Genomic DNA, 20,646 nt, shown 5'->3' on the forward strand with positions numbered 1-20,646 from the left:
GCAGTTGGTGCTGATGGTGGGAATGTTCGTTGGACGGCTGGGCATCATGCTGCTGCTCTCAGCCCTCTATGGCAGCAGACCCCAGTCCAGGGTCGGCTACCCCCGCGAAGAAGTCTTCATCTGAGGTCTTAAGTGATGGCAACAAGCAACGGTTGGTGGCAATGGGCTCTTGAGGAACCTTCGTCATGCGGAAGCTTCGCGGTGATCGGAGTCGGCCGCTTCGGGTCAGCAGTCTGTGACGAACTGATTCAGAACGGTGCGTCTGTTTTGGCAATTGATGCCAGCCAGCGTGCAATTGATGCAGTGCGTCTGATTGATCCCTCGATCGAGGCCAGAGTTGTGGATTGCACTGATGAGGAAGCCCTGCGTGAAGCAGGGGCTCTGGAAGTCGACACAGTCGTGGTGGCGATCAGTGAGCCAATCGAGGCGAGCATCACGGCCACTCTGGTTGTAAAGCATAGCGATGGGACGAAAGTGAAGCAGGTGATTTCCCGTGCTACAAGCGACCTTCACATGAAGATGCTCCAGCGCGTTGGAGCCGATCGGGTGGTGTATCCCTCAAAGATGCAGGGTCACCGACTTGGACTTGAACTGGTTCGCCCGAACATGTTGGAACGGCTGCGACTCGATGATCGCAACTGCATCGAGGAGATTCGTGTGCCAAAGGCCTTCGTGGATCAGTCTCTGCGTGAACTGAATCTGCGTAAGAACCACAATGTCACGGTCCTGGCTGTCGGCCCGGAAAATCAGCTGACCGTCAACCCACCGGCATCCCATATCCTTAAAGAAGGAGAATTGCTTGTTGTGATGGGATCTGGAGAAGACCTCAAGGCACTGCCCTCCCGCTGAGTAGGGCAATGATGCAATTTATCTCTCCATTCTCGAGTGGGGCCCTAGATTCTTGGGTTGAGATTAAGCCGCAGCCTTAGCTTCGCCTGCTGGGTCCACAGGGTGGGCAGTTCAAACTTTCTTGGTGAATGCTGATGACCTGCTGCTGGAGCAGTGGCCCTCGCTCCTTGATCACAGAATCCTTGACCTGCGCGTGATGGGTGTGGAGCGGTTGGCCACCACCTGGGCTCTGTTCCAGGCGTTGCTGGTGGAGGCGATGCCCTTTCTGCTGATCGGGGTGGCTCTCTCCAGCCTGGCCCGCTGGATCAGCCCTGGGGGGAAGTGGGTGCGTGACCTGCCTGCCCACCCGCTGCTGGGCCCCCTGAGCGGGGCGGCCCTGGGGTTTGCTCTGCCCGCCTGCGAATGCGGCAACGTGCCCATGGCCCGTCATCTGCTGGTGAAAGGTGCGCCGATCGCCACCGCCCTGGGGTTTCTGTTCGCGGCTCCGGTTCTAAATCCGATCGTCTTGGCCAGCACCTGGGCCGCCTTTCCTGATCAGCCCTGGCTGCTGGCGGCACGGCCCCTGGGGGCCGTGCTGATCGCGGTGGCTCTGGCCACGCTGTTGCGGCTCCTGCCTGACAGCCAGCTGTTGCAGCCGGCCCTGCTGGAGGAGCGGCGTCTGAGTCAGCCTCTGGAAGAGGTGACCCTGCTGGAGCGGCGCAGTGGCCTGATCGGTGCGCCGGCCAGCTCCGCCGCGACAGCCGTGGTGGGATCGAGCCGGCGCCCCCCCCTCGGCCAGGTGCTCTCCCACGGCGGCACCGAGTTTCTGGAGCTGGCCCTGCTGTTGGTGATGGGTTGTGCCATCGCCGCCCTGGTTCAGACCCTGGTGCCTCGCCAGTGGCTGATTGCGGTGGGTGGTGCTCCCACTCTTTCGATTCTGAGCCTGATGCTGCTCAGCCTGGTGGTGTCGGTGTGCTCCAGCGTGGATGCCTTTCTGGCCCTGGGTTTTGCCGCCCAGGTCACCCCAGGGGCGGTGCTGGCCTTCCTGCTGCTGGGGCCGGTGATGGATCTCAAGCTGGTTGGGCTGTTCAGCATCCTGTTGCGGCCCCGCGCCATCCTGCTCACGGCGGGGGCTGCGTCCCTGGTGGTGTTGCTGATCGGTCAATGGGTCAACCTGATCCTTCTTTGAGCTCCAGGCCCCAGCGTTCCCTGACGCTCCGGCGCCTGGCGCCTGGCCCCCTGAAGGCCCTGGCTCTGGGCCTGTGGGGGATTGCGCTGCTGCAGAGCTACCTCAGCGGACGACTCGATCTGCTGCTTCGGGCAGTGTTCCATCCGCTCGTCTGGGCCAGTGGACTCCTGCTGCTGCTGCTGGCCGCTGTGGAGTTGAGCGGTCGCTGGCGGGATGGCAGCCGCACGAGCGGGCGCTGGACCTCCTTGCTGAGCATCGGCGCGGCCCTGGCCGTGCTGGCCCTGCCCCCCCGACCCTCTTTTGCCTATCTGGCCGCCAATCGCCAGGCAAACCTGCTGGAGGAACCTGGCCTGAGCTTTGTGCTCCCGCCGGCCCAACGCAGCCTCACCGACTGGGTGCGGTTGCTGCGCAGCGAACCGGATCCGCGTCTCCACGCAGGTGATCCCGTACGCATCAGCGGTTTCGTCCTTCCCATCGAAGGTGAGGAGCCGCACCTGGCGCGCCTGCTGGTGCGCTGCTGCCTGGTGGATGCCGTACCCGTGGGGCTGCCGGTGCGCTGGCCTCCCGATCAGCCCCGGCCCCGCCCCGACCAGTGGCTGCGGCTGGAGGGGGTGATGGTGAGCGAAACCATCGGCGGACGCCAGCGCAGTGCGGTCAAGGCCAGCCGTGTCGTGCCGATCCCCCGGCCCCGCCAGCCGCTTGAGCCATGAGGGCGACGCCCCTGCGCTGGTGGCGTCGGCAGAAGCGCCTGAGGTTGCTGCTGATCGCCGCCGCCGCCGTGGCGGTACTGCAGCAGCAGCTTCTCTGGCACCGGCCGCCGCGCCTTCTGGAACTGCGCCAGGCCAGCGCCAGCTCAGGGCCGGCGGCTTTGAGCTTGCGCTTCAGCCGGCCGATTCAGGCTTCAAGCGTCACCACAAGCAGCAAGCTGCAGCCGCCGCTTCCCTTCACGATCCAGGGGGAGGGCAACCCCCTGCTGCTGTTGCCGGCCGTCGGGGCTCGCATCGAACAACCTCTGGAGCTTCGGCTGGCCGGGCGCGACAAGCGAGGTCTGTCCCTTCCCACCCAGCGTTGGTTCTGGGATCCCCGCCCCGACCTTCTGGCGGTGGTTCCGGTGGATGGGGGCGAGCAGGTCCGTCTGCTCACAGCCTCTGGGGCCTGGACACCGCTGACGCCCGTGTGGCCGGCAATCACTCAGTCCGTCGCCCTTGGAGATGGTTCGGGTCTTGGCCTGGTCAGCCGGAACCAGCAGGGGGAACACCAGGTCTGGAAACTCGAGCTGAAGCGAAACCACCTGACCAGGCGCTCCAGCGACCTGGGCTCAGCCCGGGCGGGGCGGTTGCAGCCATTCAGTACCCACGCTTATGTGTTCGCCAGCCTGAGCAGCAATGCCAGTGGCGATCTGCTGGTGCAGGCCGCAGCCCAGGCCCTGGGACCTGAGCCCCCCCAGGAGGAGGTGGTGCTGTGGGAGCGCGGCGGCAGCCGCCGGAGTCTGGGGCTGGACCCCCGTGGACCGATCGCCCTGGTGCCCCAGGGAGGAGCCATGATCGTGCCCGAGTCCGATGGCCTGGCTCTGAGAACCCTGCCGCCGCGCCCGGCCCGCCGCCAGCTGCTACCCGGCAGCCGCGACCTCAGCAGCTTCCGCCCGGTGGGGGGGCGGCCCCTGCCCCCCCGCCACTGGCCCGACTTCCGCCGCTCCCTGGAGCTGGTGGAGCCGGCCCAGGCACCGAAAACCCTCTGGCTGGGCCAGGAGGCACTGCTGGCCAGCGCCTGCTCAAGAGGTGGCGATCGGGTCTGGGCCTTGTTGCTGGATGGAATCGAGCAGCCTGTGCTCACCGTGCTGGCCCTCAGCCGCGATGGGGGCGAACGGCGACAGCGTCTGTTGGGCTGGGAACTGGAGCCGGGCACGGGGCTGAGCTACGACCCCACTACCGATCGCCTGTTGCTGGCCCTGCGCCCCCTGCAACTCCCAGCACCTGCGCTGGGCAGCTCCCGAGCTGAACCCCAGGCTGGCCTGATCGATGCCACCAGCCTTGAGCTGACCATGCTCAAGGGTCCGGTGCGTCAGGTGAGCTGGCTGCCTCCAGGCTGAGTGCCCATGCCACTGCTCAGCGCCGCAGTTTCAGCACCAGGGGAAGCAGCAGCAGGCTCAGCACTCCGATCAGGGGCCCAGGAGGCAGGTTGATGGCGGGCTGGATCGACAGCAGAAAGCCGCAGCCAGCCAGCAGCGCGCCGATCAACGCCGCCCGCAGCAGGGCCTGGCGCAGGCTGACCGCCCCCTGCAGGGCCAGCAGTGCCGGAGCCCCCATCAGGGCGATCACCAGCACCACCCCCACGGCCGTCATGGCGCTGACCACAGTCAGAGCGGTCACAAGGGTGAGCAGCAGGCGCAGGCGCCCCACCGCCAGCCCGGCACTGGCCGCGCCCAGGGGGTCCACACCGAGAAACACCAGCTGGCGGTAGCGGAAGCTGAGCAATGCCAGAACCGCCAGCAGCGACAGGCCGGTGCGCAGCAGATCCGGCAGTCCTGCCGCGAGCAGATCTCCGAAGAGCACCGCTTCAAGGTTCACCCGGATACGCAGCAAGGGGATCAGCAGGACCCCGAGGCCCAGGAATCCGGCCAGCACCGTGTTCAGCACCGCCTCATCGCCACGACCCCCGGAGCTGCCGGGCCGGCTGAACCGCTCCGCCAGCAGGGCGCCGGCCACCCCGCTCACCACACCACCCAGGCCTGGGTCGATGCCCAGCGCCATGGCCACTGCCAGGCCGGGCAGCACCGCATGGGAGATCAGATTTGCCTGAAACAGGCGCCCCTGCACCAGCAGCAGGGTGCCAGCCAGGGGGCAGAGCAGGCCGCTGAGCAGGGCCAGGGCCAGGGGAAGCATCCACCAGGACGGGCTCATAGGGCGGCTGCGGGGCGATGGGAATGAACCGGTCTGCATAGGATCCCGACCAGGGGCCCGAGCAGACACCGATGGATTCCGAGGCAGCCGCTCAGCAGCTGAACGCCAAGCAGGTGAGTGTGCTGGCGATGTTGCGAGAGAGCTCCGAAGAGCTCTCCGGCCAGGATCTGCATCAGCGCCTGCGCCTCAACGGCCAGCCGATCGGGCTCGCCACGGTCTATCGGCACCTGCGCCAGCTCCAGCGCCTGGGCCTGGCCCGCTGCCGCCACCTCCCCAGCGGTGAGGCCCTCTATGCCCCCAGGGAGAGGGACACCCATCACCTCACCTGCGTCTCCTGCGGCCTGACGCTGCCGCTTGATCACTGTCCGATGCATGGCATCCAGCCGCAACCAGAGGCAGCCCATGGCTTTGAGCTGCTGTTCCACACCCTGGAGTATTTCGGTCGCTGCTCCCTTTGTCGCCAATCCGCCCCTGAGGACACCTGAAGAAGCGACCATTCAGCCGCAGCGATGGTTGCCCAGGCGCAAATCACCAAGGGAATGGCGCACCGAGGCCGGGGGGCCATCGGCCAGAAGCCGGCGGTCGATCACCAGCACGCGGTCATAGGCGTCGAGATCATGGCCCCAGTCGTGACTGCTCACCAGCAGGATGAAGCCGGCATCCCTCAATTGGCCCATCACCTGCAGCAGCTGGGTGCGTGAGGGGGGATCTATTGCAGCGCAGGGTTCGTCCAGCAGCAACACCGAGGCGGGCTGCACCAGCAGGCGGGCCAGCAGGGCGCGTTGCTGCTGGCCGCCGGAGAGCTGATCGAGGCGGCGTGAGGCCAGGCCATCGATCCCCACCCGCTGCAGGGCGGCCTCCACGGCACAGCAGCCGGGCCGGGCGGCCACCAGCCGGCCAAGACCCACCAGTTCACGCACGCTGATCGGGAACTGCCAGGCAATCTCACCACGCTGGGGCATCAGGGCCAGCTGGCGCCGAGCCAGGCGGGGGGTGAGCGGTGCGCCGTCAAGCAGCAGTTCACCGGAGAGCAGGGGGACCTGGCCCTCGATCGCCTGAAGCAGGGTGCTCTTGCCAGCGCCGTTGGGTCCCACCAGAGCCGTGAGAGTGCCGGGCTCCAAACGAAAACTGATGTCCTCCAGGGCCAGCCCTTCGCCGCGGCGCACGCTGAGATGGCGGACCTCGAGGGCCATCGGCACTGGCACGGGGGATGGGTTGGCGCAACCTACCGAGGACCGGGGCGCGCAGGAGCCGTCAGGCCGGCGCCAGGCAAACGCTGATCTCATCAGAAATGAGAACTGTTATCGTCGAATATTGTCATCGGTGAGACTTGGCCCCGTTCCCTGGTTCCCGGCTCGCCGATCAGCGCCACCCGCTCAACCCGGCGTTATTCCTGGTCTGTGCCGGCCTTGGACTCTCCCTGCTGGCTTGCAGCCGGGGCCCGGACACCTCAACCGCAGCCAGCAAGACCCCGCCCACAGGCCAGCCCCGGGTGGTGGCCGCCGATGGGGTGCTCTGCGATCTCACCCAGCGGCTGGCCGGCGGCGAACTGGCCGTGAGCTGTCTGCTGCAGCCGGCAGATGATCCCCACGACTTCCGGCTCAGACCCGATCAGAAAGCCCAGATCACCGACGCAAGTCTGCTGTTGATCAGTGGCTTCGACCTCACCCCAGCGCTCTCGTCTCTGCAGGGGGCTGTAGCGGTTTCCGAGCAGGCCGTCCCCCAACCCCTGAGGCTCACGCCAGCCAGCAGCGGCCAATCCACAGACCACCACGACCACAGCGCTGAAGACCACCATGGCGCTGGTCACGACCACGGCGACTACGACCCCCATGTGTGGCACAACCCACGCCAGGCGGCGGCCATGGCGGCAGTGATCGCCGACCGGCTCGGCCGCCTCGATCCAGCTGCCTCCGGGGACTTTCAGCGGCGTTCAAAGGCCATGGCCGAGCAGCTCGACCGCCTCGATGCCTGGAACCGTGCTCAGTTCGATTCCATCCCCAGGCCCTGGCCCGCTCTGGCCAGCAGTCACCGCGCCTTTGCCAGCCTGGCTCAGGCATACGGCTTGAAGGAGCTGCCCCTGGTGGATGCCACCAGCACCAGCGATGCCCTGCGTCCGGAAGGCTTCCGCAAGGTGATCGAGGCTCTGAATGCCGATTCCACGCCTCGGTTGTTCGCAGAGCAGATCCCCCCTGCCAAGGCGTTGCAGCGCATCAGCGAGCTCAGCGGGGTGCCGATCGCCCCGGTACCACTGGCCGCCGATGGTCTGGCGATGGGGCCTGATACCCCGCTCAGCCTGATGGCCACCCTGGTGCGCAACACCTGCACGATCGTGGAGGGCTGGGGGGGTAGCTGTGACCGCAAGGGCGGTGAGGCGTTGGTGCAGGCCTGGTCGCGGATCAGCTGAGACCCATCTGCGAAGACATGCCCACCGCAGCAGCGCCCTGGCCAGAGCGATAACCGTTATCATCCTCAAAGAATTTAACGATCTGACTGGTCTGTCAGGCCCCTCCTTCCAGTTCTTTCTTCAAAACTTTCAAGTTGATGATGCACTCCCTGCTTCGCCGGATCGCTCCTGCGGCCTTTGCCGTGCTGGCGCCAGTGGCCCCGCTCGGTGCCTCCGCAATCGCCATGAACCTGGACGGCATCAACCAGTACGCCGCCGGCTCCGGTCAGAACAGCCAGGACCAGGTCACCAGCATCACCCAGTTTTCCGACCTGCAGCCCACCGAGTGGGCCTACCAGGCGCTCTCGAACCTGATCGAGCGCTACGGCTGCGTCGCTGGTTATCCCGACGGCACCTTCCGCGGCAAGAAGCCGCTGAGCCGCTGGGAAGCCGCCGCTCTGCTCAACGCCTGCCTCGATCGGATCACCGAGGTGACCGATGAGCTGCGCCGCCTGCTCAAGGAGTTCGAGAAGGAGCTCGCCATCCTGCGCGGCCGCGTCGACAACCTCGAGGCCAAGGTCGGCGAGCTGGAGGCCAACCAGTTCTCCACCACCACCAAGCTCAGTGGACTGGCCACGTTCGTGGTGGGTGCCAATGCCTTTAGCGGCAGTGCCACCGATTTGCGGGATGCGGCCAGCCGGGAAGTTGGCGCCACCACCTTCAACTACGACCTGCAGCTGGTGCTCGACACCAGCTTCACCGGCAAGGATCTGCTGCGGACAGTTCTGCGGGCCGGCAATTTCGGCACCAGTGCCTTCGGTGGCGCGGGGCCAACCGGCAACCTCTCCACATTGGAGATTGCCTTCGAGGAAGCATCGGGCCCCGACTCCCTTGGGATCGACAAGCTCTATTACCAGTTCCCGATCGGCACTAATTTCACCGCCACCATCGGCGGGCGCCTCGGGCAGGAAGACATGCTGGCGATCTGGCCGAGCGCCTATGTCACTGAACCGATTCTGAATCTCTTTTTCCTCAACGGAAGTACGCTCAACTACAGCAAGAACGCCGGACCCGGCGCGGGCCTGTGGTGGCAAAGCAACGGCTGGAGTTTCAGCGCCGCCTATGTGGCCGCCACAGGGTTTCTGGGTGACTCCAGCCGTGGCGGACTCGGCAACGGCAACAGTCAGAGCACCGGCACCGCCCAGCTGGCCTACGCCGGAGATCGCTGGGCCGTGGCGGCCATCTACAACTACGTTCAGAACGGCGTGGCAATCCCAGGGGCCACACCATTCGCCACCGCTGCATTCGAAGATCCGTCCTCCAGCCGCACAAATGCCTTCGGGCTAAGCGGCTACTGGCAGCCTGAACAATCTGGCTGGATCCCCTCGATAAGCGCCGGTTGGGGATACGGCACCACCTCCTATAGCTCAGATCCCGGAAGCGGGGCACTGCGAGCCAGCCAGTCGTGGATGGTGGGTCTGGAGTGGGCCGATGTGCTGCTCAAGGGCAACACGTTGGGCATGGCGGTAGGTCAGCCGGTATTCGCCACGGCACTGAGCGGAGGCGAAAGCCCCGATGACGGCAATTTCGTCTGGGAGTGGTGGTACAAACTTCAGGTCACCGACAACATCTCGGTCACCCCGGCGCTGTTCTATCTGAGCCGTCCCCTTGGCCAGGACACCCCCAGCGACAGCTCATTCAGCCAACTGGGCGGGTTGGTCAAGACCAGCTTCTCGTTCTGAGCCCAATCGCTGGGCCAGGGTCAACGGTCAAAGCAGCGTGGTGATGGTGTTGTCACCGGCTGGGACAACTGCCCTGGTTCACCCGGCAGGGCTCTGACGGAGGCCGGGTTGGGGGGCGGTAACCTTGGGGGCAGCGGTTTTCTGAACCAAGCCAACAAGGCCCCCAGAACAGCGCTGAGGCAAGTCCTGTGGGGGGAAGACTCCGGGACTGGCGCCCAGGCCTGGTGCCCACTCTTCTGCCCCATCGACGGCCTTGGCGCCAGACTGCCCGCACCAGGCGAATGTCGCCCCCGCTTGCCCGTGATGACCCGCACTGCCCCTGCTCGTCCCGCGTCCTCTCCCGCCAAGGGGGGGGGTGAGGATCCGAGCCCCACCAGTCTGCCGGTGACGATCCTGACGGGCTTCCTCGGGGCCGGCAAAACCACCCTGCTCAACCACATCCTCAGCAACCAGAACGGCCTCAAGACCGCCGTTCTGGTCAATGAGTTCGGTGAGATCGGCATCGACAACGACCTGATCATCGCCACCGGTGAAGACATGGTGGAGCTCAGCAACGGCTGCATTTGCTGCTCGATCAACGGAGAGCTGCTGGAAGCAGTGGAGCGGATTCTCGAGCGCCCCGAGCCCGTTGATTATCTGGTGGTGGAAACCACCGGCCTGGCCGACCCTCTGCCGGTGGCGATGACCTTCCTGGGCAGCGAGCTGCGTGACAGCACCCGCCTGGATTCGATCATCACCCTGATCGATGCCGAGAATTTCGAAGCGAGCAGTTTTGAGAGCGAAGTGGGCCGTGCCCAGGTGATCTACGGCGACATCCTGATGCTCAACAAGTGTGATCTGGTGCCCGAGACGAAGCTGCAGCAGCTGGAAGCTCTGCTGCGCAACCTCAAACCAGATGCACGCATCCTGCGCTCAGTCAAGGGAGACGTGGCCCTGCCACTACTGCTGAGCGTGGGCCTGTTCGAATCCGACCGGGTGGTGGCCAGTAGCGACACAGCCGTATCTGCAGTCGCTGGAGCCCAGGCAAGCGATCATCTCGACCACGGCGACTGTGACCACGATCATGGTCACTGCAACCACGATGACGGCCACGATCATGTCCATGAGCATGGCCATGAGCACCAAGAGGGTTCCTACGAGCATCCGGCCGACCATCTCGCCATCGAGGGGTTCACCTCGCTCTCATTTTCCAGCGACGGACCCTTCGCCTTGCGCAAATTCCAGAACTTCCTTGACAATCAGCTTCCCACGGAGGTGTTCAGGGCCAAGGGCATCCTCTGGTTCAACGAAAGCGAGCGCCGTCATGTGTTCCACCTGGCTGGCAAACGCTTCTCGATCGACGACTCTGACTGGAATGGTGAGCGCAAGAACCAGCTGGTCCTGATCGGTAAGAATCTGTATCACCAGCGCCTGCGCCGCCAGCTTCAGGCCTGCGTGGCCAAGGACCCGGGCCGGGGATTTGCCTAAATCACATCCGATCAGGTCACAAAAATCACCAAGTCTTGTTCCATTGAAGCGAGGTACTCTACTCGGTCATTTCTACGTTTGAAGCGTCGTCAAGGCGTTCAATCCCGCCGTCAATCTTGGCAAAGCCCCTCTGTTCCCGTCCAATCCAGCAGGCTGTCACCAGTCTGCTCGTTCTCACCGCCTCCATCACGGCCGCTGACTCCATTCCCCAGGTGGCTGCCCAGGAGATGGGCGGAGAATTGGCCCAGTCCTCCAAAGGATCCGAAATCGGTGTGTACTCGGGCCGCCACTACAACACCGACAAGGAGCTTTACGCGCAGTTCACGCGTGAAACTGGTATTCGGGTGAATCTCATCGAAGGCAAGGACGATGAAATGATCGAGCGTCTGCGCCGAGAAGGTGCCAACAGCCCCGCCGACGTTCTTGTGACTGTGGATGCTGCTCGCCTCGTCAGAGCCCAGGGGCTGAATCTGTTCCGCCCGATCAACTCGGCCGCACTCAGGAGAGACGTGCCGGCCAATCTGCGCGACCCCAACGGCCACTGGTTCGCTCTCACCCGCCGGGCTCGGCCGGTGATGGTCAATCCCGCGCAGGTGAATCCCAATCTGATCCGCACCTACGGCGATCTCGCCCGGTCGGAGCTGAGGGGCAAGCTCTGCATGCGCGACCGCGCCAGTGTCTACAGCCAGTCCCTCACAGCCGATGTGCTGCAGCGGGCGGGCAAAGCCACCACCGAGCGATGGCTGAAGGGTATGGTCGCCAACGTCAAGCAGCCCTTCTTCACCTCCGACACCACCATGGTGCGCGCCGTGGGCCAGGGTGAGTGCGGCGCCGCGGTGGCCAATACCTACTACCTCGCCCGCTTGCTCAACTCTGACAACGCCACCGACAAGGCGAACGCCCGGAGGGTGAAGGTGGTGTGGGTCGATCCCACCCACGTGAATATCACCGGCGGCGGGGTGACCAGATCGTCCCGCAATCCGGAAGGGGCCCGCAAGCTGCTTGAGTTCCTCTCCTCCCCTACCGCGGGCGAGGGCTACGCCAGGGCCAACAACGAGTATCCCGTGAAGGGGTGGGGCAACAACCCCACGCTGCGCAGCTTTGGCACGTTCAGGTCCACTCCGGTGACGATCCAGCAGCTCGGTCAGCGCAACCGCGAAGCCGTGCAGCTGATGCAACAGGCCAATTGGAAGTAGGAGGTCGCCTTCCTCAGCCATTCATTCGTGGCCAGGACGCCAGGCAAGAGCACCCGTCTCTTTCTCGTCGCTGCCGTCCTGCCCATCTGTTTCCTTGCCCTGTTGCCGCTGCTGGCTCTGGTTCGAGACGCCGTCACGAGCCCTCCAGCGGATGCGATCGGACTGGGTCACGAAGGCATTGCCCAGATCCGGGAACCTTCTGCTGGTGGGTGGGGAGGGTGGTGGTGATCCCAAAACGGGTCAATCCGGCAACAATCCGCACCTATGATGAATTTGCCAAACCTGCGTTAAAAGGAAAACTCTGCTTGCGAAACCGCCAGAGTCCCTACAATCAGCCACTGGTGGCCGACCAGATGATCCAGCGTGCTGAAGCCTCCACCCAGCCCTTCTTCAGCTCCGATACCCCCTTGGTGCGGGCCGTGGCCAACGGTGAGTGCGGCGTGGGAGTGGTGAACACCTACTACGTGGCTCGGATGCTCTCAGGCGAAAGTGGCGAGGCCGACAAGGCCCTTGCCCAGGCGTAAAAGTGGTCTTTCCCAATCCTGCCCACGTGAACATCAGCGGAGGTGGTGTGACCACCGCCTCAAACAATCCTGCAGCTGCCCTGTAACTGCTGGAGTTTTTCGCGTCCACCAGCGGTGGACGCGGCTACGCCGAAGCCAATCAGGAATACCCACTCAAGGGTTATGGCGACAACGCCACCCTCAAGCGGATGGGCACCTTCCGCGCTGACAACGTCTCTGCAGAGCAACTGGGTCTCAAGAGCTGAGGTGCCATGGCCCTGACGGAGCGCAACGGCTGGAAAAAACACGCCAGCTGCGAGCGGGCATCGGGCTGGACCGACCCAATCGCAGCATCGGTCACAGCGTGGCCATGAATTCTGGCTAGGTTACGGGGACTCTGAGCCGGATCGATGGCCGAACTGCTGCTTGCCTCCAGCGTTCTCGCGTTGTTCGGCCTGGCCTTCTGGCTCACCACCAATTCTGACGACGACAACGGCGGTGGCGGAATGATGCAACCTGTGCTGGTCCCTGTTCGGGTCTCCCGATCACGGGGACGCTGAACGCTAAGAGCTGAAATCACACTCCCCCGCCCGAGCCGGCCAATCAGCTGCCCCCCACCTCTCCACCGGTGTCCTTTGCCACCGGTGGTTTCTTTGTATCTGAGGTTGGAGCCAAACCTCGACTGATTAACGCGGCTGATCCCTGGAATTGTTGATACTGTCTGAACCAGCCTCCCCAAGGGATTGAGGCGGTTCTAGGTTTGCCCAACCACGAACCAGCTGCAACCAGCAACCAGCCACAAGAGAAGCTGTTCCAGGCCGGTTCTCTCTCAACCAGGCCGTTTTTGTGTTCCTTGGATGAGTTCCTACATTGTGCTGATGTCCAGTGATGCCCCCACCCAACCCGGGACATTGTCCATTCCTTCAACTCAAGCCCAACTCGGTGATACCGACTGGAATGAGCTGGTTGATCAGCGATGGCTATGTTCGACAGGTCACCTGGAATGAAGATGCTGAACTGATCACTTTGATGATTTGGGGGCCAGGCGACCTCATCCTCGGCACCCAGGCAACCTTTGAGTGCCGCAACGAAATCAGCACGATTTCCGCTGTCTCACTTGAGGGACGGATAGCCACCGATGCCGAACTCCTCGAATCCCTCACACGGCAGATCAGCCGCTCGATGGAGATCATGCGCATCAGCCGGATCCGCAAGGCCGATGATCGCCTGCTGACAATGTTGCGCTGGCTGGCTGCCCAGTTCGGACGAGTGAATAGCTTAGGGCACAGTCTCTCCTTGGAGGATATGAATCTGACCCACCAGATTCTCGCTGAACTGACTGGACTGACCCGGGTGACCGTTACTAAGAGCCTGAATAAGTACAAAACACTTGGTCAGATTAACCTGATGGCCCACGGCGATCTTCTTCTTCCCCATCTTCCTGGCGTAAAGGCCACCACCTGGGGCTTCGTGCTGCAGTCCTGAATTTCCTACTCCAGTGTGAGTTGGGAATGGGCTTCAGGCAATGCCGACCTTGGGCAGGGAGTTGACAGCATCGGCCAGGGCTTCCGCCCGGCTGAGCTCCACATGATCGGGGGGCAGCAGGCCATACACCTTCAGGCTCTTGAGGCGCTGGAGCGTGGTGCCTTCAGCGCCCACCACATAAACATTGCGCTGTTTCTCCAGGGCTTCCTTGACGGCATTTTCGAGGGCCAGGGAAGCTGTGACCCCCAAGTGCGAAACCTCACTGAGATCAAACACAATCGAATCACACTCCTGGATTGCATTGTGCTCGCGGGAGATGGTCTTGGCCAGACCAAAGATCATTGGTCCGATCAATTGGAACAGCAGTACCTTGCCACCTCCCTGATCCAGCAGGGCCTTTTCATTCTCAGGCAGGTTGAGATCGTCGTCAGCGGTGCTGATGGCCTTCACTGACTTGGTCTCAAGGGTGCTCATCTTCTCGATCGTGAGGATATTGGCCACGAAGATGCCCACACCAACTGCTGCGATCAGATCCACCAGGACGGTGAGCAGGATCACGCCATACATGATCACCGCCCCCTTCATTGAGACATGGTGCGCCCGGCGCAGGAAGCTCCAGTCGATGATGTCAAAACCCACCTTGAAGGCAATGCCGGCAAGCACAGCCATCGGGATCGAAGCAGCCAGCCCTGATGCCCCAAGAATCACCACCATCAGAACCAGGGCACGAGTGATGCCCGAGAGAGCGGATCTCGCCCCCGTCTGAATGTTCACCACGGTGCCCATGGTGGCGCCGGCACCAGCGATGCCACCGAACAGACCAGATACAATATTGCCAAGTCCCTGGCCGATCAGCTCCTTGTCAGAGTTGTGCTCGGTACGGGTGATGCTGTCGGCCACCACGGCGGTAAGCAAGGCATCGATACAACCCAGCAGACCCAGCACAAAAGCATCGACCACCATCAGCTGCAACAGGCCTGGCTCGAAGTGGGGCACCACCAGCTGGGGGAATCCGCTGGGGATTTCGCCGATGCGGCGGATCCCTTGCACCTCCGCGCTGACGTCGCCACTGAGCAGGGTGAGCGACAGCAGCGTTCCCACCACTAGCGCCAACAGCTGGGGAGGGACAAACCGCTTCACCTGGGCTGGCGTGAACCAGATGATCGCGACAGTAACCAACGCCAGGATCAGCTCCGTCAGATGCGTGGCCGGGATGAGCTGGGGCAGGGCCTTGAGCGTGCCCATCACGCCCCCCCTGGGAATGGCCTGACCGAGGAAAGGACCGAACTGAAGAATGATCAGGATGAAACCGATGCCGGACATGAAGCCCGAAATCACCGTGTAGGGCATCATCGTGATGTAGCGGCCCAGCTTCAAGAAGCCGAACAGAATCTGGAGCCCCCCGGCCATCATCACCACCGTGAAGGCCATCGCCAGTCCTTGTTCGGGACTGGATGCCTTCGCCGTCAGACTGGCGATCACCGCTGTCATCACCACCGTCATCGGACCGGTTGGCTCCGAGATCAGGGTGGGGGTACCGCCGAAGAGTGCGGCGAACAGACCCACAAGCACCGCGCCCCATAAGCCCGACACCGCGCCGGCACCGGAGGCGACACCGAAGGCCAGGGCCATCGGCAAGGCCACCACCGCTGCCGTGAGACCGCCGAACACATCCCCTTTGATGTGTTGTGAACTGATCTGGTTCAACCAGCTCATCGGGCGGGCTATGGCCACACTGTTCTTACTGATGATTGGGTCGGACGTTAAGAGAGAGGTACGTCCAATATCTGGGCGATGGGGATGATCAGCCCAGGATGTGACAATCCGTCAGCCTGGTGACAACGCATACAACCGGCGATCGTGAGCTGACCACAGCAGGGCGGTATCCAGCTGGAGGCCAAGGTTGCTTCTCCTCCCTGCTATCACAAGGCATAATCGGGATCCCCGTGGAGACCAGTTTGCTGAGCGTGATCGAGATCCTCGTGGGCATCCTCCTGCTCTTTGGTGGTGGAGAACTGTTCGTCCAAGGCTCGGTGGCCCTGGCACTGCTTCTGGGCGTGCCGCAGCTGGTGATCGGCCTCACCGTGGTGGCGATGGGAACAAGCGCCCCGGAACTGTTCGTGAGCCTTCTCTCGACCCTGCAGGGCGCTGACGACATTGCGGTCGGCAACGTGGTGGGCAGCAACATCTTCAACGTGCTGGTGGTGCTGGGCATCAGTGCCGTGATCCTGCCGCTGAGGGTGCACAGCCGCCTGATCCGCCGCGATGTGCCTGTGTTGCTTGCGGTGTCTATGGCGGTGTGGGGCATGGCCTCCACAGGCAGGGTCACCTGGCAGGCGGGCCTGGCCCTGCTGACCGGGGTGGTGATCAACACCATCTGGGAAACGCGCACGGCCCGGGAAGCAGGGCCCACCGGCGGTGACGGTGACATCGATTCCTCCGAAGCGGAGGGTGGCTACCTGCCGGCGCTGGTGAAGCTGGCTGCCGGACTCGGCCTGCTGGTTTGGGGTTCCCAGATTCTGGTCAAAGGAGCCACGGCCATTGCGCTCAGCCTTGGGGTCAGTGAAACCCTGATCGGCCTCACAATCGTGGCGGCAGGCACATCGATGCCGGAACTGGTCACATCGATCATGGCGGCCCTCAAGGGCAAGGCCGATCTCGCTATCGGCAATGTGGTGGGCAGCAACCTGCTGAACCAGCTGGTGATCCTGGGGGGATGCGCCTTTATCTCTGGATCAAGAGGTTTGAACGTGGATCCTGCGATGGTCCAGCGGGATCTTCCGATCATGGTGGCCACGACCTTGGCGCTGCTTCCCATTTTCTGGACCGGGGGGGTGATTTCCCGGCAGGAAGGAATCCTTCTGGTTGGCCTTTACGGTCTTTATCTGGTGGAGCAGATCCTTCCTCTCACCGTTCCGGCCCTGGCGTCACCGCTGCGCAGCTTCACCCTCTGGGTCATCGTTCCAGCGCTGGTGCTGCTGCTGGCCTTCCAAGTCTGGCAGCATTTGCGCCGATCGAGCGTTCAGGCCGAGACCGGCAATTGATCTTGATGGCCCGAGGATGCGAGGGTTCCCAGAGTTCCGGTTTTCTTGATGGCGTCGATTTTCGCTGACAGCAGCCTGAGCATCGGCCGCACCCCACTGGTGAAGCTGAATCGGGTGGTCGGTGTCAGCCGGGCCACGGTGCTCGCCAAGATCGAGGGACGCAATCCCGCCTATTCGGTCAAATGCCGGATAGGTGCCGCGATGATCTGGCAGGCCGAAAAGGAGGGTCGACTCGGTCCCGGCAAAGAGCTGATCGAGCCCACCAGCGGCAACACCGGCATTGCTCTGGCCTTCGTGGCCGCCTCCCGAGGGATTCCGCTGACGCTGACGATGCCGGAAACAATGAGCCTGGAGCGTCGCAAGCTCCTCACCGCCTACGGCGCCAGGCTCGAGCTCACCGAGGGCAAGCTCGGCATGACCGGCGCGGTTGGACGGGCCAATGAGATCGCGTCTTCAGATCCCGAGCGATACGTACTCCTTCAGCAGTTTTCAAACCCTGCCAATCCCCAGATCCACCACGACACCACCGGACCGGAAATCTGGAATGACACCGACGGCAAGGTGGATGTACTGGTGGCGGGGGTCGGTACAGGCGGCACCATCACCGGGGTGAGCCGCTACTTCAAGACCACACGAAGGCAGTCGCTGCTCTCCGTGGCGGTGGAGCCCGTGAACAGCCCGGTTATCGCGCAGGCGAAGGCTGGCGAACCACCCCAGCCCGGGCCCCACAAGATCCAGGGGATCGGCGCCGGCTTCGTGCCCGACAATCTCGATCTTGACCTGGTGGATCGAGTTGAGGCTGTCAGCGACCAGGAGGCAGTGGCAATGGCCAGGCGGCTGATGCGCGAGGAAGGCATACTGGCGGGCATCTCCTGCGGGGCCGCCACCGTGGCGGCCCTGCGCCTGGCCGCTGAGGAGGCCTTCGCCGGCAAGACGATCGTTGTGGTGCTGCCTGACTCCGGGGAGCGCTACCTGAGTTCGGTGCTGTTCGAAGGAGTGTTTGATGCCGCCGGGCTGGCTCCGGTCGAGCGGTAGTCGCCCCACCAGCAGCATCAGCACCTGGATCTCGGCCACCAGGCTGCGCAGGCGCAGAGAACCACCAATGGACGGTGTCATGGCAAACAACTCACGCGGTGGCCTCACCCAATCCCATGACTGAAGGCCGAACGGCGGGCCCTGAACCTGGGGCCGAGCGCGATCCAGAGGTTATCCAGCGCCTGATGCCGCTCTGGGAATGGCTTTACCGCCACTACTTCCGGGTGAGCACCAGCGGCTGGGAGCACATACCTGGCGAAGGACAATTGCTGCTCGTGGGATCCCACAACGGCGGGCTGGCCAGTCCTGATCTGCCGATGCTGATGTTCGACTGGTTCTGGCGCATCGGTCTGGAGCGGAGGGTCTATGGCTTGGCCCATCCCAAGGTGTGGCAGGTGTTTCCCCAGGCGGCGCAACTGGCTGCCCGAACCGGGGCGATTCCCTATTACCCGCGCGGGGCCTTGACCGTGCTGGAACGAGGCGACAGCCTGTTGGTGTTCCCCGGCGGCGGCCAGGACGCCTTCCGGCCGCACCGCCTGCGCCAGACAATCCAGTTCAGGGGGCGGACTGGCTTCATCCGACTGGCCCTTTGTCACGGCGTGCCGATCGTGCCGCTGATCTCCTGGGGCAGCCACGACACTCTGATCGTCCTGGAGGATTGCTACGAACCGATGCAGCGCTGGCATGAACGCGGCCTGCCATGGCTGTTCGGCATCGACCCCGAGGTTTTTCCCCTCTACCTCGGCCTGCCGTGGGGCCTGGCCGTGGGGCCACTGCCCAACCTGCCACTGCCGGCCAAGATCCACACGCGGGTCTGCCGGCCAATCCGGTTCGAGCGCAGCGGCCATGCCGCCAGTCGCGACAGGACCTACGTGCAGGCCTGCTACAGGCGGGTTGTGGCAGAGATGCAGGACCAGCTAGATGAACTGGCCCGCACCAGCTGACTCAGCTGGCGGACGGTTCGCCCTTGTAGGACAGTCCAAGGGCCTGCATCAGTGGCTTGAAGGGCTTGAGGAAGCGGCTCTCATGGGGTTGCCCCTTGAGCATTCTGTTCCAGTAAATCCAGGGCAGACCTTTGGTTTTCATCAGCCACATGCTCCAGCGCTCGCGAGTGGGGTCGATCAGAAAGGAGCTCACGGGCTGCAGGTCGTAGTCGAATTCGGCCATCACGACCTTGTCGTAACCGGTGATCAGCGGGCAGACGCTATAGCCGTCGTAGCGGGCCTGAAGAGGCTTACCGGCGAGCTGGGCCAGCAGATTTGCCACTAGCACAGGTGCCTCCCCACGCACCGCCCCAGCGGTCTTTGAGGTGGGCAACGACGACACATCCCCCAGGGAGAAGACATTGGGATAACGGACGTGCTGGGTGCTGAACTTGTCTACCTCCACCCAGCCACCGGGGGCGCTGGTGGCCAACGGGCTCTGGGCAATGACATCGGGGGCCGACATCGGCGGCACCGCGTGGATCATCGTGAACGGGATCTCCTTTCTGGAGATGGGCCCCTCAGCATCGCTGACCTCGAAGACCGCCACCTGCTCATCGGCCCTGATCTCCTTGAGGTTGTGGCGCAGAAGGACCTGAATGCCCCGTTCCTCCACCACCTTCTTCAGCACCCGGGCATAGACCGGAACACCGAAGATGCCGGGCCCGGCGGTGGCGAACACCACCTTGGTGTTGACCCCCACGCCACTGGTGGCCTTGAAGATGTCGTCGGCCATGTACATGATCTTCTGGGGCGCCCCAGCACATTTGATCGGGGTGTCCGGAAAGGTGAAGATCGCGGTACCGCCAGGAAAGTGGCGGATGGTCGCCCAGGTATAGGGAAGGTGTTCCCGGGAGTAGTTGCTGGTGACACCCTGGCGACCCAGCGCCTCCTTCAGCCCCTTGATCCGCTCCCAGCGCAGCTCCAGGCCGGTGGCCAGCACCAGGGCGTCGTAGCTGATGGTGTCCCCGTCGGTGGTGGTCACCTGATTGGCCTCCGGCTCGAAGCTGGCGGCGGCTGCGCGGATCCAGCTGCAACCGGCGGGGATCAGGTCGGCCTCATCACGGCGGGTCTGCTCCTGGGTCATCACCCCTCCGCCCACGAGGGTCCAGCCGGGCTGGTAGTAGTGATCGCTGCTGGGCTCAAGAATGGCCACGTCAAGACCTTTACGGGCGAGAAGAAACTGACTGGCCACCGTGATCCCCGCCGCTCCGCCGCCGACGATCAGGATCTGGTGGTGCTGCTGCGACGGGCTGGATGGGCTCATGACATCTGATCTCACCTCTCCTGTCTAGGGCGCGCCGGGACCACACGACAACGGCTGTGGGGGTCTTCTCACGGCCTCTCGACACCTTCTCCGTCAATCGTTGTGACAACGACGCTGGGGGAGACGAGAAAGGGATCAGCCGGTCGTGGAAACACCGAAGTGACGCTGATTACGGCGCACCACTTCACGGAGCAGTGCAACCTCCCAGTGGAGCGAATCCAGCGACTCCGCCACGGTCTCAGCATGGCGAGAAATGGTGTTGCTCTGCAGACGGAAATGCAATAATTCGTGCTCTAACCTGTTGCGCAACTGCGGGTTTGAGCAACTCTTGGCGGCCTGGAGGGCCTGACGACTCCGCACCCCAAGAGACCAGCACAATCGGGTCAGGGAGGCCATATCCGTTGGCATGCTGCCGGGGGCGCGCCAGTCCTCAGACATGCAATTGAACAGAATCAAGTTGGAGATGGCCTTGACTTTAAGGGTCCGGGTGCCGGTTCCTGATCCAGGCGAGCAGATGCTGGCAGCAACCCAGGGTGCCTTTGTAGACTGGGCCAATTGAAGTGGATCCATGCTGATCAGCAATCCGGCAAGCGTCACCAGCCTGAATGCAGTTCCCTTGCT

21 protein-coding genes are annotated in these 20,646 nt (G+C 63.5%); 15 read left to right on the plus strand and 6 right to left on the minus strand.

All coding sequences use genetic code 11. The features are described from left to right. Positions 1–135: 135 nt before the first annotated feature. From KBY93_RS11395 to KBY93_RS11410, 4 genes are all read left to right on the plus strand, one after another. Positions 136–849, plus strand: a complete 714-nt coding sequence (locus tag KBY93_RS11395; protein ID WP_255094524.1) for a TrkA family potassium uptake protein — start codon at positions 136–138, stop codon at positions 847–849. A 196-nt stretch (positions 850–1,045) separates the two neighbouring features. Further along, positions 1,046–2,017, plus strand: a complete 972-nt coding sequence (locus tag KBY93_RS11400; protein WP_255094574.1) for a permease — start codon at positions 1,046–1,048, stop codon at positions 2,015–2,017. After that, entirely contained in the window at positions 2,014–2,727 is a 714-nt protein-coding gene (locus tag KBY93_RS11405) for a TIGR03943 family putative permease subunit (protein ID WP_255094526.1), read from the plus strand. Before KBY93_RS11400 ends, KBY93_RS11405 begins: the two co-directional genes overlap by 4 nt. Beyond that, on the plus strand, positions 2,724–4,106 hold the full coding sequence (locus KBY93_RS11410; protein ID WP_255094528.1) for a hypothetical protein: 1,383 nt from the start codon (positions 2,724–2,726) through the stop codon (positions 4,104–4,106). The genes KBY93_RS11405 and KBY93_RS11410 overlap by 4 nt, the downstream gene beginning before the upstream one ends. Positions 4,107–4,122: 16 nt before the next feature. Here KBY93_RS11410 and KBY93_RS11415 read toward each other — a convergent pair whose 3' ends face one another. After that, positions 4,123–4,917 carry a metal ABC transporter permease gene (locus KBY93_RS11415; RefSeq protein ID WP_255094529.1) on the minus strand — a complete coding sequence of 265 codons (795 nt, stop codon included), beginning with the start codon at positions 4,915–4,917 and terminating at the stop codon, positions 4,123–4,125. Between the two features lie 71 nt (positions 4,918–4,988). Between KBY93_RS11415 and KBY93_RS11420 the strand changes: the two genes are divergently transcribed. Next, entirely contained in the window at positions 4,989–5,402 is a 414-nt protein-coding gene (locus tag KBY93_RS11420) for a transcriptional repressor (protein ID WP_255094531.1), read from the plus strand. Between the two features lie 12 nt (positions 5,403–5,414). Here KBY93_RS11420 and KBY93_RS11425 read toward each other — a convergent pair whose 3' ends face one another. Then, positions 5,415–6,110: a metal ABC transporter ATP-binding protein gene (locus KBY93_RS11425; protein WP_255094533.1), complete on the minus strand. Its 696-nt coding sequence runs from the start codon at positions 6,108–6,110 to the stop codon at positions 5,415–5,417. A 137-nt stretch (positions 6,111–6,247) separates the two neighbouring features. On the opposite strand from KBY93_RS11425, the gene KBY93_RS11430 reads away from it, so the two are divergent. The 4 genes from KBY93_RS11430 (at position 6,248) to KBY93_RS11445 (ending at position 11,708) form a co-directional block, all read left to right on the plus strand. After that, positions 6,248–7,324 (plus strand): metal ABC transporter substrate-binding protein, encoded by a 1,077-nt coding sequence (locus KBY93_RS11430; protein WP_255094534.1) that lies wholly within the window; start codon positions 6,248–6,250, stop codon positions 7,322–7,324. A 140-nt stretch (positions 7,325–7,464) separates the two neighbouring features. After that, positions 7,465–9,045 (plus strand): iron uptake porin, encoded by a 1,581-nt coding sequence (locus KBY93_RS11435; RefSeq protein WP_255094575.1) that lies wholly within the window; start codon positions 7,465–7,467, stop codon positions 9,043–9,045. A 303-nt stretch (positions 9,046–9,348) separates the two neighbouring features. Further along, the gene (locus KBY93_RS11440; protein ID WP_255094535.1) at positions 9,349–10,512 is read left to right on the plus strand and encodes a GTP-binding protein; all 1,164 of its coding nucleotides are present in this window, start codon (positions 9,349–9,351) and stop codon (positions 10,510–10,512) included. Positions 10,513–10,628: 116 nt separating this feature from the next. Beyond that, positions 10,629–11,708, plus strand: coding sequence for an extracellular solute-binding protein (locus KBY93_RS11445; protein ID WP_255094536.1), 1,080 nt, complete (start codon positions 10,629–10,631; stop codon positions 11,706–11,708). Positions 11,709–11,729: 21 nt separating this feature from the next. Here the strand turns inward: KBY93_RS11445 and KBY93_RS11450 are convergent, their stop codons facing one another. Then, a complete protein-coding gene (locus KBY93_RS11450; protein ID WP_255094538.1) occupies positions 11,730–11,879 on the minus strand; it encodes a hypothetical protein in 150 nt (49 codons plus the stop codon). A gap of 170 nt (positions 11,880–12,049) precedes the next feature. Between KBY93_RS11450 and KBY93_RS16165 the strand changes: the two genes are divergently transcribed. From KBY93_RS16165 to KBY93_RS11465, 3 genes are all read left to right on the plus strand, one after another. After that, positions 12,050–12,232 carry a hypothetical protein gene (locus KBY93_RS16165; RefSeq protein ID WP_315856407.1) on the plus strand — a complete coding sequence of 61 codons (183 nt, stop codon included), beginning with the start codon at positions 12,050–12,052 and terminating at the stop codon, positions 12,230–12,232. Positions 12,233–12,621: 389 nt separating this feature from the next. After that, a complete protein-coding gene (locus tag KBY93_RS11460; protein WP_255094539.1) occupies positions 12,622–12,771 on the plus strand; it encodes a hypothetical protein in 150 nt (49 codons plus the stop codon). Positions 12,772–13,099: 328 nt separating this feature from the next. After that, a complete protein-coding gene (locus tag KBY93_RS11465) occupies positions 13,100–13,696 on the plus strand; it encodes a Crp/Fnr family transcriptional regulator (protein WP_255094540.1) in 597 nt (198 codons plus the stop codon). A 33-nt stretch (positions 13,697–13,729) separates the two neighbouring features. Here KBY93_RS11465 and KBY93_RS11470 read toward each other — a convergent pair whose 3' ends face one another. Further along, a complete protein-coding gene (locus KBY93_RS11470) occupies positions 13,730–15,412 on the minus strand; it encodes a SulP family inorganic anion transporter (protein ID WP_255094541.1) in 1,683 nt (560 codons plus the stop codon). Between the two features lie 230 nt (positions 15,413–15,642). On the opposite strand from KBY93_RS11470, the gene KBY93_RS11475 reads away from it, so the two are divergent. The 3 genes from KBY93_RS11475 to KBY93_RS11485 all read left to right on the plus strand — a co-directional run bounded on the left by KBY93_RS11475 (position 15,643) and on the right by KBY93_RS11485 (position 18,719). After that, entirely contained in the window at positions 15,643–16,740 is a 1,098-nt protein-coding gene (locus tag KBY93_RS11475) for a calcium/sodium antiporter (protein ID WP_255094542.1), read from the plus strand. Between the two features lie 48 nt (positions 16,741–16,788). Further along, positions 16,789–17,775 (plus strand): cysteine synthase A, encoded by a 987-nt coding sequence (gene cysK / locus KBY93_RS11480; RefSeq protein ID WP_255094543.1) that lies wholly within the window; start codon positions 16,789–16,791, stop codon positions 17,773–17,775. 116 nt (positions 17,776–17,891) lie between these two features. Further along, positions 17,892–18,719, plus strand: coding sequence for a lysophospholipid acyltransferase family protein (locus KBY93_RS11485; protein WP_255094544.1), 828 nt, complete (start codon positions 17,892–17,894; stop codon positions 18,717–18,719). Position 18,720: 1 nt separating this feature from the next. Here the strand turns inward: KBY93_RS11485 and KBY93_RS11490 are convergent, their stop codons facing one another. Next, the gene (locus tag KBY93_RS11490; protein WP_255094545.1) at positions 18,721–20,025 is read right to left on the minus strand and encodes an FAD/NAD(P)-binding oxidoreductase; all 1,305 of its coding nucleotides are present in this window, start codon (positions 20,023–20,025) and stop codon (positions 18,721–18,723) included. A 135-nt stretch (positions 20,026–20,160) separates the two neighbouring features. Further along, positions 20,161–20,622, minus strand: coding sequence for a hypothetical protein (locus KBY93_RS11495; protein WP_255094546.1), 462 nt, complete (start codon positions 20,620–20,622; stop codon positions 20,161–20,163). Positions 20,623–20,646 lie beyond the last annotated feature (24 nt).

Source organism: Synechococcus sp. J7-Johnson (assembly GCF_024345795.1).
GTDB lineage: Bacteria > Cyanobacteriota > Cyanobacteriia > PCC-6307 > Cyanobiaceae > Regnicoccus_A.